We start from the raw sequence: 13,862 nt of genomic DNA, 5'->3' as shown, positions 1-13,862 counted from the left end.
CCTTGTGGATGCGCCGAGGAGCGGAGGGCCAGACGGATCAGGGCAAAAACTTGTTTGAGCCGAAGGCGAGTTGTTTTTGACCCCGGCTGGACCGAGCACCGCAGGTTGCCCCGTAGCGAAGCGCAGGGGACGCAGGAACCAGGGTCGCCTTTCTTTTGCTTACTTTTCTTTGGCGAAGCAAAGAAAAGTGAGTCGCATGCCGGGCGACCCCGGCCAGCAGGCCTCTGCCGCGGGCGCGCTCAATCAGCTTTGATATTGGCCAACTTAACGATCCGCCCCCACATCTTGCGTTCGCCGTCACCCAGCGCGGCCAGCTCGGCGCCGCTCATGACCACGGCCTTGGCGCCTTGCTCGTCGGCGCGTTTTTTGAAGTTCTCAGACTCCACCACCTGCCTGATCGCCAGTGAAAGCCGGCTTTGCAGGTCGGCGGACAAGCCCGTAGGCCCATAGACCGCGAACCACGAAGAGGCCACCAGCGGCACACCCGCCTCGGTGGCGGTGGGCACATTGGGAAGGGCCGGCAGGCGCGTGCGGCCGGTCACCATCAGTGCCTTGAGTTTGCCGGCGCGTATGTGCGGCAGCAGCGGCGGCGGCGTGGTGATGGTGAAATCCACCGTGCCGGCCAGCAGGTCGCTGAGCGCCGGGCCGGTGCCGCGGTAGGGGATGTGCACCATGAAGGTTTTGGTCAGGTCCTTGAGCAGTTCGGTGGTCACGTGCTGCAGCGAGCCGTTGCCGCTGGAGGCGTAGTTGACCTTGCCCGGATTGGCCTTCACGTACTTGAGGAAGTCGGTGAAGTTGTCGGCCGGGAAGTTGCCTCGCACCACCAGCAGCTGCGGCGCGTCGATCAAATGGCCCAGGGGCTTGAGGTTGGTCGCCGGGTCAAAACCCGGCACCGGCTGGATCAGCGGAGTGATGCACTGGTAGCCCGAGTACTGCACCAGCAGGCTGCTGCCATCGGCCGGGCCGCGCGCCACCAGCTGGCCGGCGATGTTGCCGTTGCCGCCGCCGCGGTTGTCCACAACCACCGAGGTCTGCAGGATCTTGCCCAGCGGTTCGGCCAGCATGCGCGCCGCGATGTCGGTGGTGCCGCCGGCCGCCGTGGGCACCACCAGCGTGATGGGCTTGCCGGCGAGCTGCGCGCGCACCGGGTTAAGCCAGGCGGCGGTGCTGAGCCCGGCGACGGTCAGCAGTGTCCTGCGGGAAATGAAAGTCATGGTCTTGTCTCCAGTCGTAGTTTTAGGATGCCGTTTTCAGGCGGGTTCGGAAATCTCGATGAGGTTCAGGTCGGGATCGCGCACGTAGACCGAACGGATTTTTTGCGTGGCGCCGGTGCGCAGCACGGGGCCTTCGATCACCGGCCAGCGCTCGCGTTCAAGGCGGGTGATCACGTCGGCAAGCGGGACGCTGGCCAGAAAGCACAGATCCAACGCACCCGGCACCGGCAGGTGGGCCTTGGGCTCGAACTCGCGGCCTTTGACGTGCAGGTTGATTTTCTGGTTGCCGAATATGAAGGCCTTGCGTTCCACAGGCGGCGTGCCGCCGGTGAAGCTTTCCAGCCTCATGCCGAGCACGCGGATGTAGAAATCCACACAGGCTTTTTCGTCCGACGTGGTCAGCACCAGATGATCCAGCTGGCCGATCATGTCGACGCCGCCCGCAGCTCCGCCACATAAGGCGGCGGCGCATGCAAATCCGTGATGCGGCCGGCCTTGGCGACCTGGCCAGGCACTTCATGGCCGACGATGGCCGGCATCTGCCGCGCCACTTCCAGCAACTTCGAAATATCCATGCCGGTGTCGTAGCCCATGGCGTCCAGCATGTGGATGGCATCCTCGCTGCTGATGTTGCCGCTGGCGCCGGGCGCATAGGGGCAGCCGCCCAGGCCGCCCAGTGAGCCGTCAAATCGCGTGATGCCGCCCTGCACCGCGGCCAGCACATTGGCCAGGCCCATGCCGCGCGTGTTGTGGAAGTGCAGCGTCAGCTGCAGGCCGGCAAAGCGCTGCTGCAGCACCTCGACCATGCGGGCGACCTGGGCCGGATGGGCCATGCCGGTGGTGTCGCAAATCGTGAGGCCGCGCACGCGGTCCGCACCGAAAGCGGCAAAACGCTCGCTCCAGCGCAGCACCTCTTCCTCGGCCACCTCGCCCTCCATGGGGCAGCCAAAGCAGCACGAGAGTGAAATGTTGATGGGCGTGCGGCCATCGACATGGCGAATCACGTCGGACAACGCGGCAAAACTTTTCTCGCGCGGCATGCGCAGATTGGCCAGGTTGTGGGTTTCCGAGACCGACATCACGAGGTTGAGTTCATCCGCGCGCGATTCCAGCGCGCGCTCGGCCCCGCGCAGGTTGGGCACCAGCACCGTGTACTCCACGCCGGGCGCGCGCCGTATACGGCCCATCACTTCCTCGGCGTCGCGCAGCATGGGGATGGCCTTGGGTGAGGTGAAGGAGGTGACCTCGATCTTGGCGTAGCCGCAGTCGCTGAGCGCATCGACCAGCGCGACCTTGTCGTCGGTCGGGATAAATTCGGGCTCGATCTGGAAGCCGTCACGTGTGGCAACCTCGTTAAAGAAAATACGCTTCTTCATGATGCGTCCGCGTCCTTTCCGGCCACGATGCCTTTGTCCTTGAGGGCCTGGATCTGCGCGGGCGACAACCCCATTTCCCGCAGCACGGCATCGGTGTCCTGTCCCACCTGGGGTGCATTGCGGCGGTGGCCGCCCGGCGTGCGCGAGAGCTTGGGCACGATGCCGGGCACTGCCAGCAGGGTGCCGTCGTCCATGCGCACTTCGTCGAGCATGCCGCGCGCCTGGTAGTGCGGGTCGGCCGCGATGTCGGCCACGGTGTAGATGCGGCCCGCGGGCACGGACACCTTGTCGAGCGCCGCGAGCACCTCGTCCACGGTGAGGCCTACAGTCCATTGGCCTATGGCCGCGTCGATTTCTTCCACGCGCGCCACGCGGCCGGCGTTGTCGGCCAGGGCCGGGTCGCTGCCGAGGTCGCCCCGGCCTATGGTGGCCATGAGCCGCTTGAAAATGCTGTCGCCGTTACCGGCCACCAGCGCGTAGCCACCGTCCTTGCAGAGGTAGGCATTGCTGGGCGCGATGCCGGGCAGCGCGCTGCCGGCCGCGCCGCGCACCGCGCCGAAAGCGCTGTATTCAGGCAGCAGGCTTTCCATGCAGTTGAACACCGCTTCATAGAGGGCCACGTCGATCACCTGGCCCTTGCCGGAGCGCTGGCGTTCCTGCATGGCCAGCAGGATACCGATCACGCCATGCAACGCGGCCAGCGTGTCGCCTATGCTCACGCCCACGCGCACCGGCACGCGGCCGGGTTCGGCCGTCAGGTGGCGCAGGCCGCTCATGGCTTCGGCCACCACGCCGAAGCCCGGTTTGTCGCGGTAGGGGCCGGTCTGGCCGTAGCCGCTGATGCGCAGCATGATGAGGCGCGGGTTCAGCGCCAGCAGTTCGTCAGGGCCCAGGCCCCAGCCTTCCATGGCGCCGGGGCGGAAGTTTTCGATCAGCACGTCGGCATCAAGCGCCAGCCGGCGCACGATGTCCTGTGCCTCGGGGCTTTTGAGGTCCAGCGCCACCGAGCGTTTGTTGCGCGACTGCACCTGCCACCAGACCGAGGTGCCGTCCTTGAGCAGACGCCATTTGCGCAGCGGGTCGCCGGCGCCCGGCGTCTCGATCTTGATGATGTCAGCGCCGAAGTCCGCCAGTGTCTTGGCGGCAAAGGGCCCGGCGATCAGCTGGCCCAGTTCCAGTACCTTGAGGCCGGCAAGCGGGCCGGTGGCGGCGGGGGCGGGGGCGGGAGGGGAGGTTTCAGTGAAGGCCATGGCCGGCAGTGTGCCGCCCGGGGCCTGCTGCGTCCATTACCGCTTTGGGCCTCTGGCTTTCGCGTTTTGCGAAGGCAGGGCGCCTTTCGGGCTCAGAAAGTCCACCAGCGAGGCAATGCCCGCATCGGACTGGCCCGCCATGGTGGCCGTCAGCAGGCGGCGTTTGGCCCAGGTGTCAGCCAGCGGCCGCCAGCCGAGCTTCATGCTTTTGACCATGGGGAGCGTCGCAGCCTTGGGCAAGATGGCCACGCCCAGACCCGAAGCGACCATATGGCAGACGGCGTCAAAGCTGCGCACCTGCATGCGCAGTTTCAGCGGCCGGTTCGCGGCCAGCGCGGCCTGCTGCTGCTTTTGCAGCATGGCGGCGCCGGCGGTCAGGCTGATCCATTCCTCGTCGAGCGCGTCGACGAAAGCCAGCGGCGCCTTGCCGCGTGCCAGCGCATGGCCGGCCGGCAGTATCAGCACCAGCTCGTCCTCGCGAAACAGGCGCGTGTCCAGCCCCGTGGTGTCCGGCCCTTCGACAAACACCGCCGCGTCGGCCCGGCCTTCACGCAGGGTGGCCACCACGGCCTCGGACACCTGCTCTTCCAGGTCTATGTGCACCTGCGGGTGCAGCTCGCCATAGCGCGCCAGCAGCGGCGGCAAAAACTGGCTGATGGCGGCGCTGCTGGCGCACAGGCGTATGTGGCGCGCGATGCCGCGCCGCAGGTCGGCCAGTTCGCCGCCCAGTTGCTCCATGGTTTGCAGCAGGGTCAGGCCGTGCTTGACGAAGACGCGTCCGGCCGCCGTGGGCAGCAGCCCGCGCGCATGGCGCTCGAACAGGGCTTCGCCCAGGGCGTCCTCGAGTTCGCGTATGCGCCGGCTGGCAGCGGCCAGCGCCAGGTGCGAGTCGCGCGCCGCCGCGGTCAGGCTGCCGGTTTGCGCGCAGGCCACGGCCAGGCGCACGGACACCAGGTCGAAGCGGGCGAGGTTGTAGTTCACGGCAGGGCCGGGAAAACTCAGGCGCTTTTCTTTTTTGCCGGGGATTTTTTTGCGGCGGGCTTGGCGGCCCCGGGCTTTTGCGCGATCAGTGCATCGAGGTTTTTAACGATTTCGGTTTCTATCTTGTCCTTGAAGGCGCCCAGCAGAAAGCCCAGCCTGGCGTTCAGTTCAAAGCTGTCCTTGGTGACGGCCAGCGTGCCGTTGACGCCCGAGCGCGTGAAGGTGACCAGGTCCTGGTCCTTGCCCTCTTCGTAGGTGCATTCCATGTCGAACTTTTCTTCGGCCTGCTCGGCCCACTTGAAAGCGATCTTGCGCGCCTGCGCAAGGCCCAGGGTGTGGTCGCGCTGGATCTGGATGTCAGCCATGGGAAGTCTCCTCGTTGTTGTGTGTGTTGTCGGGGTTGCCGGCCTTGTAAGCGTCCAGCGCCTTGCGGCGTTCGTCCTTGGGCAGCTTCGCCAACCCTTTGACCGCATCATAAAACCGTTGCCAGTCACGGCCTTCGTGCTCGAACAGCGTTTCGAAGCCGGGCACCAGTTCATCATAGGCGGCCTGCGCGCCGAAGGCCGCGTTGTTGGCGCGCGCCACCCAGGGGTCGTAGCCCGCGAAGCCGCCCCAGGAGGCCTTGAGTGCGGCGTAGCCCTCGCGAAAGCGCTGGAGCGCCTGGGCCTTCATCGCCGCCTGCGCGGTTTTTTCGGCGTCCGTCGCCGGCCTCCTGTCGTAGATCGCGGTGAGTTCAAGCCGTGTAGCCAGCGCCAGCGCGCGGAACTGCCGGCGCCGACTGTCAAACTGGAGGTAATCCTGGCGGGCTTTATCGTTGCCGTGGGCGGCCTCGCTGTCCAGCCAGCGCTGGCTGCCCATGCGCTCGACGGCGGTGGCGAAGGACTCGTTGAACATGGTGTCGTCCTTGGCGTAGACCACCTGGTGCGCGAGTTCATGAAAGATCAGCCTCGCGAGTTCGCCTTCCGGGTAGCCGATAAAGGTGTTGAGCAGCGGGTCGCCGCCGGCCCAGTTCATCCAGCCCAGGGTGGAATAGGCGGGCACGCCGTAGACGCTGGTCTCCAGGCCTTCGGCTTTGAGCCGCTCGGCTTCGGCGCGTGCCTCAGCCTCGTTGAAGTAGCCGCGGTAGCCCACGCAACCGGTGATGGGAAAGCACCAGGTCTTGAGGGTCAGCGAGAACTCGGGCGCGGCCACCACGTTCCAGACCACGGCGCTGCGGCGCAGGTCGGCGTAGCGCCGGTAGCTGGGGTTGTCGGGCAGCTTGAGTTCGCTCACGGCAAAGCTGCGTATGCGTTGCGACAGGGCCAGCCGGTTTTTGAGCTGCCCCGAGGCCTGCGCATCGCCCAGCCAATCGTCCACGGGCCGGGCGGCGTTGAGCATCTGAAGGTGGCCGCTGACGGACTGCCAGTAGTAGCCCAGGTCGGCGCAGCCCGCCAGGCCCAGGGCGGCCGCGGCCAGCGCCACGGCGAGCGTGCGTTTGAGCGTGCCGCGTTTCACCTGGCTTCTCTTGCTCAGGCGGCCTGCGGCTCGCGCTGCACCTGCACCAGGCAGTCGTAAAACACCGGGCCGCGGCCCATGTCGGTGAGTTGCTGGCTGGTGAGCTGGTTGACGTTGGTGCCGTCCAGGCCCAGCTTGCGCCACCAGATGCCCAGGCCGTTGACCACGCCGGGGCGGGCCCGTGCCGAGACCTCGGCCTTGACGCGGTATTCGCCGCGCTGGTTGAAGACCTTGACGATGGCGCCCGTGGTGATGCCGCGCGCGGCGGCATCCTCGGCGTGGATTTCCAGCACCGGCTCGGCTTCGATGTCGCGCAGGCTTTTGACGTTCACGAACGTGGAGTTCAGGAAGTTGCGCGCCGGCGGCGAGATCATGGCCAGCGGAAATTGTTCGGAAGAACCCGCGGCCTCATGGTTGGGCACATGGCCGGGCAAGCCGTCGGCGCCGCCAGCCGCCAGCCGCGCGCTGAAAAATTCGCAGCGGCCCGAGGCCGTGGGGAAGTTGCCCTCGGCGAAGGGGGCGTCGGGCAGGTCCAGGGTGGCAAAGCCTTTGTCCAGCAGTTGCTGGAAGCTGACCTTGTCGCCGAATGCCGCACGGCACAGCCGTTCGTCGCTGTCGAAAAAGCAGGGTTCCGTCAGGCCCATGTGGGCGGCCAGCTCGCGAAAGATCTGGGTGTTGGGTTTGGCCTGGCCCAGCGGTTCGATGGCCGGCCGGTTCAGCAGCGCGTCGGTGTGGCCGTAGGCGCCGTGCACGTCCCAGTGCTCCAGCTGCGTGGTGGCCGGCAGGATGTAGTCGGCGTAGTCGGCGGTGTCGGTCTGGAAGTGCTCGAGCACCACGGTGAACAGGTCTTCGCGCGCAAAGCCCTCAACCACCTTGCCGGATTCGGGGGCGACCGCCACCGGATTGCTGTTGTAGACGATGAGGGCCTCGATCTTCGGGCCGAACTGTTTTGATGCGGGCGCCAGCAGCGCGTTGCCTATGGTGCTCATGTTGATGGTGCGCGGCTGCCGGCCCTTGAGCAGCTCGGGCCGCTGCAGCGCGGCCCGGTCCACCGGAAACAGGCCTGAGCTGCTCAGCAGCACGCCGCCGGCGCGGTGCCGCCAGGCGCCGGTGAGCGCGGGCAGGCAGGCGATGGCGCGGGCCGCGTTGCCGCCGCCGTGCACGCGCTGCATGCCGTAGTTCAGGCGTATGGCGGCAGGCTGCTTGTTCATCATGCATTCGCCGTAATCGCGGGCCAGTGCACGTATCTGTTCGGCCGGCACGCCGCAGACGGCTGCGGCGCGCTCGGGACTCCACTGCAGCGCGCGTTCGCGCAGCCCGCCCTCCGGGCCCTGCCAGCCCAGGGTGTGCTGCGCGATGTAGTCGTGGTCCAGCCAGTCATGGGTGATGAGCTCGTGCATCAGCGCGAGCGCCAGTGCGGCGTCGGTGCCGGGCAGCAGCGCGATGTGCTCGTGGCATTTCTCGGCGGTTTCGCTGCGGCGCGGGTCTATGCAGACGAGCCTGGCGCCGTCGCGCTTGGCCTGCTGCGCATAGCGCCAGAAATGCAGGTTGCTGCCGATCGAATTGCTGCCCCAGATGATGATGAGTTTGGACTCGGCGAAAAACTCCACGCGCATGCCGACCTTGCCGCCCAATGTTTGCGTCAGGGCCTCACCGCCGGCCGATGAGCAGATGGTGCGGTCCAGGAAAGACGCACCCAGCCGGTTGAAAAAGCGCCCGGCCATGCTTTCGCCCTGCACCTGGCCCATGGTGCCGGCATAGCTGTAGGGAACGATGGCCTCGGGCTCGCGCTGCGCGATGGCCTTGAGCCGCGCCGCGATGTCGGCCAGCGCAGACTCCCAACTGACCGGCTCGAACTGCCCGCTGCCTTTGGGGCCGCTGCGCTTGAGCGGGTGCAGCAGGCGCTCGGGGTGGTAGGTGCGTTCGGTGTAGCGCGAAACCTTGTTGCACAGCACGCCCCCGGTGTGGGGATGGTCGGGGTTGCCCTGCACGCGGGTGGCGATGCCGTCCTCCACCGTGGTCAGCAGCGAGCAGGTGTCGGGGCAGTCGTGCGGGCAGGCGCCCAGCACCTGTGTGGGGGCCGTCTTCAGCCCGCTGTCAGGCTTGGCCGCGTTCCTAGGGGAGATGCTGATGGTGTTGCTCATGGTTCAACTTTATATTGGCTGTCATTGCCGTATCCCGGGGAGACACATGATGACAACAACAATGAACGGAATGCGGGCAATCCGCGCCGCTGCCAGACTCGCCATGGTAGCGGCCCTGGCCGGCCTTTTTGCGACCGGGGCCAATGCCGAGGACGGCATCAGCAAGACCGCCGTCAGCCTGGGCCAATCCCTGGCCATGACCGGGCCCGGCGCCACGCTGGCAGTGCCCTTTGCGCAGGGCGCCCGGCTGTACTTTGAACGGGTCAACGCGGGCGGCGGCATCAACGGGCGCAGGATCGAAATCACCACGCTGGACGACACGGGCAACCCCGACACCGCGGCGGCCAACACCAAAAAGCTGCTGGACCAGAAGGTGTTCTCGCTGTTCGGCTACTACGGCTCGGCGCAAGTCACCGCCGTCAACGCGCTGCTCAAGGACACGGACGTCCTGCTGTTCGCGCCCATGGCCGGCGCCGACGAATTGCGCGGCTCGCTCTACCCGAACGTCTATTCGGTGCGGCCCGGCTATTCGGAAGAGGCGGCGATGATCACGCGCCACGCCGAGACCCTGGGCATGCGCAAGCTGGCCATCCTGCACGGCAAAGACCCCGAGTCGCTCGCGGCGCTGGATTCGGCTGAACGCACCATGGGCGGCCTGGGCGCCAACCTGGTGGCCAAGTCGGCCCTTACAGGCGGCAGCGTCGCCACGAGCGTGGACCAGGTGCTGGGCAAAAAGCCCGAATCCGTGCTGGTGATCAGCGATGCCGCAGGCGCGGCCAGCGCCATACGCGACCTGCGCGCCAAGGGTTTTCGCGGGCCCATCTACGGCTTCTCCAGCACCGGTGAAAGCCTGCTGGCCGAGCAACTGGGCGCGGCCGGCGCCGGCGTGGTGGTGGTGCGCGTCACCCCCAAGTCGGACAACGCCAAGAGCGTGCTGGTTCGCGACCTGCAGGCCGACGCGCTGGCGGCCAAGCTCGGCAAGCCGAATGTGTACATGCTTGAGGGCTACATCGCCGCCTGGACCTACACCGAGGCCCTTCGCAAGGCCGGCAAGGACCCGACACGCGCCAAGCTGCGCAAGGCGCTGGACGGGCTGCAGGACATGAACCTGGGGGGCTTTCGCGTTCATTTCGACGGCGACCGCGTGGGGTCCAAACTGGTCGAATTGAGCCTGATCGACGCCACGGGGCGCGTGAGGGAATAGGCAAAACCATAGGTCAAACCCTTAGAAAGCTGGCAAATTGCTGACAATGGGTGCATCAGATAAGACCAAAGTAGTGACCTATCTCACAGGCTTTCCTCCTGTTACCAATAGGGGTAACCGTGTTGTAAGTTGTGTTGCGAGAATCGAGGCATGAACCTCACTCGCAGAAAATTTTCCATCGCCGCCGGCGCTTCCATGCTGGCCGGTTTCAACGTCGCGCACGCCCAGGCCGACAAGATCATCCTGGGCCAGTCGGCCGCCTTCACCGGCCCGGCCGCGCAGCTGGGCATACAGTTCCATCAGGGTGCCAAGGTCTACTTCGACCAGGTCAATGCCCAGGGCGGCATCGGCAAGCGCCTGATCGAAATCCGCAACCTGGACGACGGCTACGAGCCCGACCGCTGCGCCGAAAACACCCGCAAGCTGATCGCCGATGACGTGTTCGCGCTGTTCGGTTACATCGGCACCCCCACCAGCGTCGTCGCACTGCCGCTGGCGACCAAGGACAAGGTTCCCTTCATTGCCCCCTTCACGGGTGCCATGGCGCTGCGAGACCCGTTCAACAAATACGCCTTCCACGTGCGCGCCTCGTACAACGACGAGACCGGCCTCATCGTCAAACAGCTGACCAGCCTGGGCCTGAAGAAAATCGCCGTGTTCTACCAGAACGACGCCTACGGCAAGGCCGGCCTGGACGGCGTGAACCTGGCACTGGCGGCGCAAAACCTCAAGCCGGTGGCGCTGGCAACGGTGGAGCGCAACACGGTCAATGTGGCCGGCGCGGTCAAGACCCTGGTCGCGGCCGGGCCCGACGCGGTGGTGCAGATCGGCGCCTACAAGGCCTGCGCGGCCTTTATCCGCGAGGCTCGCAAGGCCGGCTACGGCGGCACTTTCTACAACGTGTCTTTTGTCGGCACACAGGCGCTGGCTGACGAACTCGGCAAGGACGGCGCAGGCGTGGTGGTCTCGCAGGTCATGCCTTCGCCCTACAACGCGGCTCGCCCCATCGCGCGCGAGTTTGTCGATGCGGCCAAGGCCGGCAATGCCCAGGTCAATTTCTCCAGCATGGAGGGCTACGTGGCCGCCAAGGTGCTGGTGGACGGCCTCAAGCGCGGCGGGGCCGCCAAGATCAGCCGCGAGTCGCTGATCGCCGGCCTGGAGGGCATGGGCAGCCAGTCGATGGGTGGTTTCACCGTGTCGTTTTCGGCGACGGATCACGTGGCATCCAACTTCGTGGAACTGTCCATGCTGACGGGCGACGGACGGGTCCGGACCTGAAGCACCTGGTTTCCCCGAAGCGGCCTGCGGCCGCGTAAAAACGCCTGGCTCAGCCAGGCGTTTTCTTTTGGGCGCGGGCGTGGTGAGCTGCTCTCATCCGGCCAGCTCTTTCAGCATCCCGTACAGCATGGCCGCAGCCGGCTGCAAAGGCCGGTCCTTGCGCGCAATCAGCCCCAGCAGGCGGTGGATGCCAGGCTCGACCAGCGCAATCCCCTTGAGCGTGGCATGCGTTTGCGGCAATGACAGGCCCGGCAACGCCGCCAGCCCCAGCCCGGCCTCCACCAGCGCGAGTGCACCCGTCACGTGGTTGACTTCGTAAAACGCGCTGGGCGGCCGGCGCAGGCTTGAAAGCACGCTGTCCAGCAGCAGCCGGTTGCCGCTTTGGCGCGACAAGGCCACCATCTTTTCATCGGCCAGCTCTTCCCAGGCAATCGATTCACGATGCGCCCAGGGATGGCCGCGCGGCATGACCAGCACGTAGTCTTCCTGCCGCAGGGCCTCGAAACGGATCTCGGGCTCCTGCACGCCCACGAAATTCACACCGAAATCCGCATCGCCTGACAGCACGCTGGCCAGCACCGCATTGGCGCTCTCATCCACCACCTTGATCCGGACGCTGGGAAACCGGTCGGCAAAGCGCTTGAGCACGACGGGCAGCAGGTGGTGCGCCACCGACGGCAGGCAGGCAACCGTCACCTGGCCGCGCCGCAGGCTGGCGTTGTCCGCCAGCCTGAGCACCGCATATTCGAGGCCGTTGAGGGCGGCGCGCGCCTCCTCCAGGAACTGCCGCCCCACGTTGGTCAGGGACACGCGGCGGGTGGTGCGGTCCAGCAGGCGGCTGCCGAGCGTCGCCTCCAGCTTGTCGATGCGGCGGCTGAGGGCAGGCGGCGAAATGGACAGGTCTTCTGCCGCCGCCCTGAAGCTGGCCTTTTCGGCGACCGCCACAAAAGCCTGGAGCTCGTCGAGCCCGAAATTGATCCGCTTCATGCACTAATCATTCAGAAAGTTGCAATATACAAATGATTGTGCGCCATCTAGCATCGCTTTCTCTTTAACCCGACGCTGCCGACGCCCATGAAACACCTGCTTCCCCGTCTTGCCGTGGCCCTTGCCCTGGTCACCCCTGCACTGCCGGCAATGGCCGATACCTGGCCGTCCCGGCCCATCCGCTTCGTGGTGCCCTTCGGCCCGGGCGGCGCCAACGACCTGGTGGCCCGCGCCGTGGCGGAAGCGGCGTCGAAACAGCTGGGCCAACCCATCATTGTGGAAAACAAGCCCGGCGCCGGCTCGGTGCTGGGCGCTGACCTGGTGGCCAAGTCCCCGCCCGATGGCTATACCTTCCTGACCCCTGCCGGCGGCGTGATCACGAATGCGCTGATCAAGACCAAAATGCCCTACAAGGAAGAAGACCTGGTACCCGTGGCCATGATGGCGGTCAGCCCGTCGGTCATCGTGGTGTCCGCCGACTCGCCGATCAAGGACCTCAAGGGCCTGCTAGCCGCGGCAAAAACGGGCCGCGGATTGAACTTTTCAACCGCCGGTACCGGCAGCACGCCGCACTTCGTCGCCGAGATGCTCAAGCTCAAGTCCGGCGCGAAGCTTGAGCTGATTCCCTACAAGAGCGGCTCGGAGGGCATGGTGGCCGTGATCGGCAAGCAGGTCGACGCCACCTCTGAAGCCAGCGTGGTGGTTCTGCCGCAAGTCAAGGGCGGCAAGCTGCGCGCCATCGCGTCGACCTGGAACCGCCGCATCGCGGCGCTACCGGATCTGCCCACCGCCGAAGAGCAGGGCTACCCCAATGTGTTCATCGGCCACTGGTCCGGTGTGTTTGCCCCACGCGGCACGCCCGAAGACATCCTGGAAAAAATGAATGGTGCGATCAATGCGGCACTCAAGTCCCCGGAACTGCGCGCCCGCCTGATCCCGCAGGGCATAGACCCGGTCAGCGGCAGCCGCGCCGACTTCAGCAAATTCCTGGCGGGTGAGAAGGCCCGGCTCGGCCCGATCGCCAAGGCCGCCAACATGAAAGAAGACTGAATTCACGGCTCCAGCCACGCATCGAGCCACATCACCGGCGCATGTGCCGACAAACCAACGACAGAAGGAGACCTTTGCCATGACATTCACATTCCAGCGGATACGCCGCGTCGTCCTGACCGCCCTCAGCCTCGTGCTGCTTGCCGGCAATGCCCTGGCCGCCGATATCCGGGTGATCAGTTCGGGCGGCTTCACCGCCGCCTACCAGCAGCTGATACCGCTTTATGAACAGGCCAGCCAGAACAAGGTCATCACCAGCTACGGCGCCTCCATTGGCAATGCGCCGGACTCGATTCCCAGCCGGCTGGCGCGCGGCGAGACCTTTGACATCGTGATCCTGGCCGACGCAGGGCTGGAGACACTGGTCAAGGAGGGCAAGGTCACTCCCGGCAGCCGCGTCGATCTGGCGCGCTCCGTGATCGGCATGTCGGTGCGCAAGGGCACACCCAGGCCGGACATCAGCACGGTGGATGCCTTGCGCCAGACCTTGCTGAACGCGAAGTCGATTGCCTATTCCGCGAGCGCCAGCGGCACTTACCTGTCGACAGAGCTTTTTCAGCGCCTGGGCGTGGCCGACCAGGTCAAGGACAAGGCTCGCAAGATTTTCAGTGAGCGGGTCGGGACGGTGGTGGCGCGGGGCGACGCCGAGATCGGCTTCCAGCAAGTCAGCGAATTGCTGCCCTTCAAGGAGCTGGACTTTGTGGGGCCCTTGCCTGATGAAGTCCAGCAGACCATCTTCTTTTCAGCGGGCCTCATGGCGGGCGCCAGGGAACCCGAAGCGGCCCGGCACCTGATCCGCTTCCTGGCTTCGCCGGCGGCCGCATTCATTGTGCGCGGCACCGGCATGGAGCCCGTTGCCGCCAAGCCTTGAGCTTGAACGGGCA

General features: G+C 66.1%; 13 protein-coding genes. 4 read left to right on the top strand and 9 right to left on the bottom strand.

Annotated elements, in window-relative coordinates; all coding sequences use genetic code 11:
* Positions 1 to 239: 239 nt before the first annotated feature.
* Genes AC1DXS_RS13985 through AC1DXS_RS13950 form a run of 8 tightly spaced genes read right to left on the bottom strand, consistent with a single transcriptional unit; the run spans position 240 to position 8,459 of the window.
* Positions 240 to 1,214 carry a Bug family tripartite tricarboxylate transporter substrate binding protein gene (locus AC1DXS_RS13985; protein ID WP_477738087.1) on the bottom strand — a complete coding sequence of 325 codons (975 nt, stop codon included), beginning with the start codon at positions 1,212 to 1,214 and terminating at the stop codon, positions 240 to 242.
* A 36-nt stretch (positions 1,215 to 1,250) separates the two neighbouring features.
* Entirely contained in the window at positions 1,251 to 1,643 is a 393-nt protein-coding gene (locus tag AC1DXS_RS13980) for a VOC family protein (RefSeq protein WP_477738086.1), read from the bottom strand.
* Positions 1,640 to 2,590 (bottom strand): hydroxymethylglutaryl-CoA lyase, encoded by a 951-nt coding sequence (locus AC1DXS_RS13975; protein ID WP_477738085.1) that lies wholly within the window; start codon positions 2,588 to 2,590, stop codon positions 1,640 to 1,642. The genes AC1DXS_RS13980 and AC1DXS_RS13975 overlap by 4 nt, the downstream gene beginning before the upstream one ends.
* A complete protein-coding gene (locus tag AC1DXS_RS13970) occupies positions 2,587 to 3,840 on the bottom strand; it encodes a CaiB/BaiF CoA transferase family protein (RefSeq protein ID WP_477738084.1) in 1,254 nt (417 codons plus the stop codon). The genes AC1DXS_RS13975 and AC1DXS_RS13970 overlap by 4 nt, the downstream gene beginning before the upstream one ends.
* 36 nt (positions 3,841 to 3,876) lie before the next feature.
* Positions 3,877 to 4,821 (bottom strand): LysR family transcriptional regulator, encoded by a 945-nt coding sequence (locus AC1DXS_RS13965; RefSeq protein WP_477738083.1) that lies wholly within the window; start codon positions 4,819 to 4,821, stop codon positions 3,877 to 3,879.
* 17 nt (positions 4,822 to 4,838) lie between these two features.
* Positions 4,839 to 5,186: a polyhydroxyalkanoic acid system family protein gene (locus AC1DXS_RS13960; RefSeq protein ID WP_477738082.1), complete on the bottom strand. Its 348-nt coding sequence runs from the start codon at positions 5,184 to 5,186 to the stop codon at positions 4,839 to 4,841.
* Positions 5,179 to 6,315 (bottom strand): aminopeptidase, encoded by a 1,137-nt coding sequence (locus tag AC1DXS_RS13955; RefSeq protein WP_477738081.1) that lies wholly within the window; start codon positions 6,313 to 6,315, stop codon positions 5,179 to 5,181. The genes AC1DXS_RS13960 and AC1DXS_RS13955 overlap by 8 nt, the downstream gene beginning before the upstream one ends.
* Positions 6,316 to 6,329: 14 nt before the next feature.
* Positions 6,330 to 8,459: a molybdopterin-containing oxidoreductase family protein gene (locus tag AC1DXS_RS13950; protein WP_477738080.1), complete on the bottom strand. Its 2,130-nt coding sequence runs from the start codon at positions 8,457 to 8,459 to the stop codon at positions 6,330 to 6,332.
* A 49-nt stretch (positions 8,460 to 8,508) separates the two neighbouring features.
* On the opposite strand from AC1DXS_RS13950, the gene AC1DXS_RS13945 reads away from it, so the two are divergent.
* Positions 8,509 to 9,663: an ABC transporter substrate-binding protein gene (locus AC1DXS_RS13945; protein ID WP_477738079.1), complete on the top strand. Its 1,155-nt coding sequence runs from the start codon at positions 8,509 to 8,511 to the stop codon at positions 9,661 to 9,663.
* A gap of 150 nt (positions 9,664 to 9,813) precedes the next feature.
* Positions 9,814 to 10,941, top strand: coding sequence for an ABC transporter substrate-binding protein (locus AC1DXS_RS13940; RefSeq protein WP_477738078.1), 1,128 nt, complete (start codon positions 9,814 to 9,816; stop codon positions 10,939 to 10,941).
* A gap of 93 nt (positions 10,942 to 11,034) precedes the next feature.
* On the opposite strand, the gene AC1DXS_RS13935 is transcribed toward AC1DXS_RS13940, so the two are convergent.
* Complete coding sequence (locus tag AC1DXS_RS13935) at positions 11,035 to 11,928, bottom strand: LysR family transcriptional regulator (protein WP_477738077.1); 894 nt, start codon at positions 11,926 to 11,928, stop codon at positions 11,035 to 11,037.
* A gap of 87 nt (positions 11,929 to 12,015) precedes the next feature.
* Here AC1DXS_RS13935 and AC1DXS_RS13930 point away from each other — a divergent pair, with 87 nt between their 5' ends.
* Complete coding sequence (locus AC1DXS_RS13930) at positions 12,016 to 12,978, top strand: Bug family tripartite tricarboxylate transporter substrate binding protein (protein ID WP_477738076.1); 963 nt, start codon at positions 12,016 to 12,018, stop codon at positions 12,976 to 12,978.
* 79 nt (positions 12,979 to 13,057) lie between these two features.
* Positions 13,058 to 13,849: a substrate-binding domain-containing protein gene (locus AC1DXS_RS13925; protein ID WP_477738075.1), complete on the top strand. Its 792-nt coding sequence runs from the start codon at positions 13,058 to 13,060 to the stop codon at positions 13,847 to 13,849.
* Positions 13,850 to 13,862 lie beyond the last annotated feature (13 nt).

Source organism: Polaromonas sp. P3_B1, from assembly GCF_056402935.1.
This window is presented reverse-complemented; position numbering and strand designations above follow the sequence as displayed.

What these genes read in the sequence shown, in the direction of transcription:
- AC1DXS_RS13985 (WP_477738087.1), bottom strand. Translation starts at nt 1,214, where the DNA reads ATGACTTTCATTTCCCGCAGGACACTGCTGACCGTCGCCGGGCTCAGC.
- AC1DXS_RS13980 (WP_477738086.1), bottom strand. Translation starts at nt 1,643, where the DNA reads ATGATCGGCCAGCTGGATCATCTGGTGCTGACCACGTCGGACGAAAAA.
- AC1DXS_RS13975 (WP_477738085.1), bottom strand. Translation starts at nt 2,590, where the DNA reads ATGAAGAAGCGTATTTTCTTTAACGAGGTTGCCACACGTGACGGCTTC.
- AC1DXS_RS13970 (WP_477738084.1), bottom strand. Translation starts at nt 3,840, where the DNA reads ATGGCCTTCACTGAAACCTCCCCTCCCGCCCCCGCCCCCGCCGCCACC.
- AC1DXS_RS13960 (WP_477738082.1), bottom strand. Translation starts at nt 5,186, where the DNA reads ATGGCTGACATCCAGATCCAGCGCGACCACACCCTGGGCCTTGCGCAG.
- AC1DXS_RS13950 (WP_477738080.1), bottom strand. Translation starts at nt 8,459, where the DNA reads ATGAGCAACACCATCAGCATCTCCCCTAGGAACGCGGCCAAGCCTGAC.
- AC1DXS_RS13945 (WP_477738079.1), top strand. Translation starts at nt 8,509, where the DNA reads ATGACAACAACAATGAACGGAATGCGGGCAATCCGCGCCGCTGCCAGA.
- AC1DXS_RS13940 (WP_477738078.1), top strand. Translation starts at nt 9,814, where the DNA reads ATGAACCTCACTCGCAGAAAATTTTCCATCGCCGCCGGCGCTTCCATG.
- AC1DXS_RS13935 (WP_477738077.1), bottom strand. Translation starts at nt 11,928, where the DNA reads ATGAAGCGGATCAATTTCGGGCTCGACGAGCTCCAGGCTTTTGTGGCG.
- AC1DXS_RS13930 (WP_477738076.1), top strand. Translation starts at nt 12,016, where the DNA reads ATGAAACACCTGCTTCCCCGTCTTGCCGTGGCCCTTGCCCTGGTCACC.
- AC1DXS_RS13925 (WP_477738075.1), top strand. Translation starts at nt 13,058, where the DNA reads ATGACATTCACATTCCAGCGGATACGCCGCGTCGTCCTGACCGCCCTC.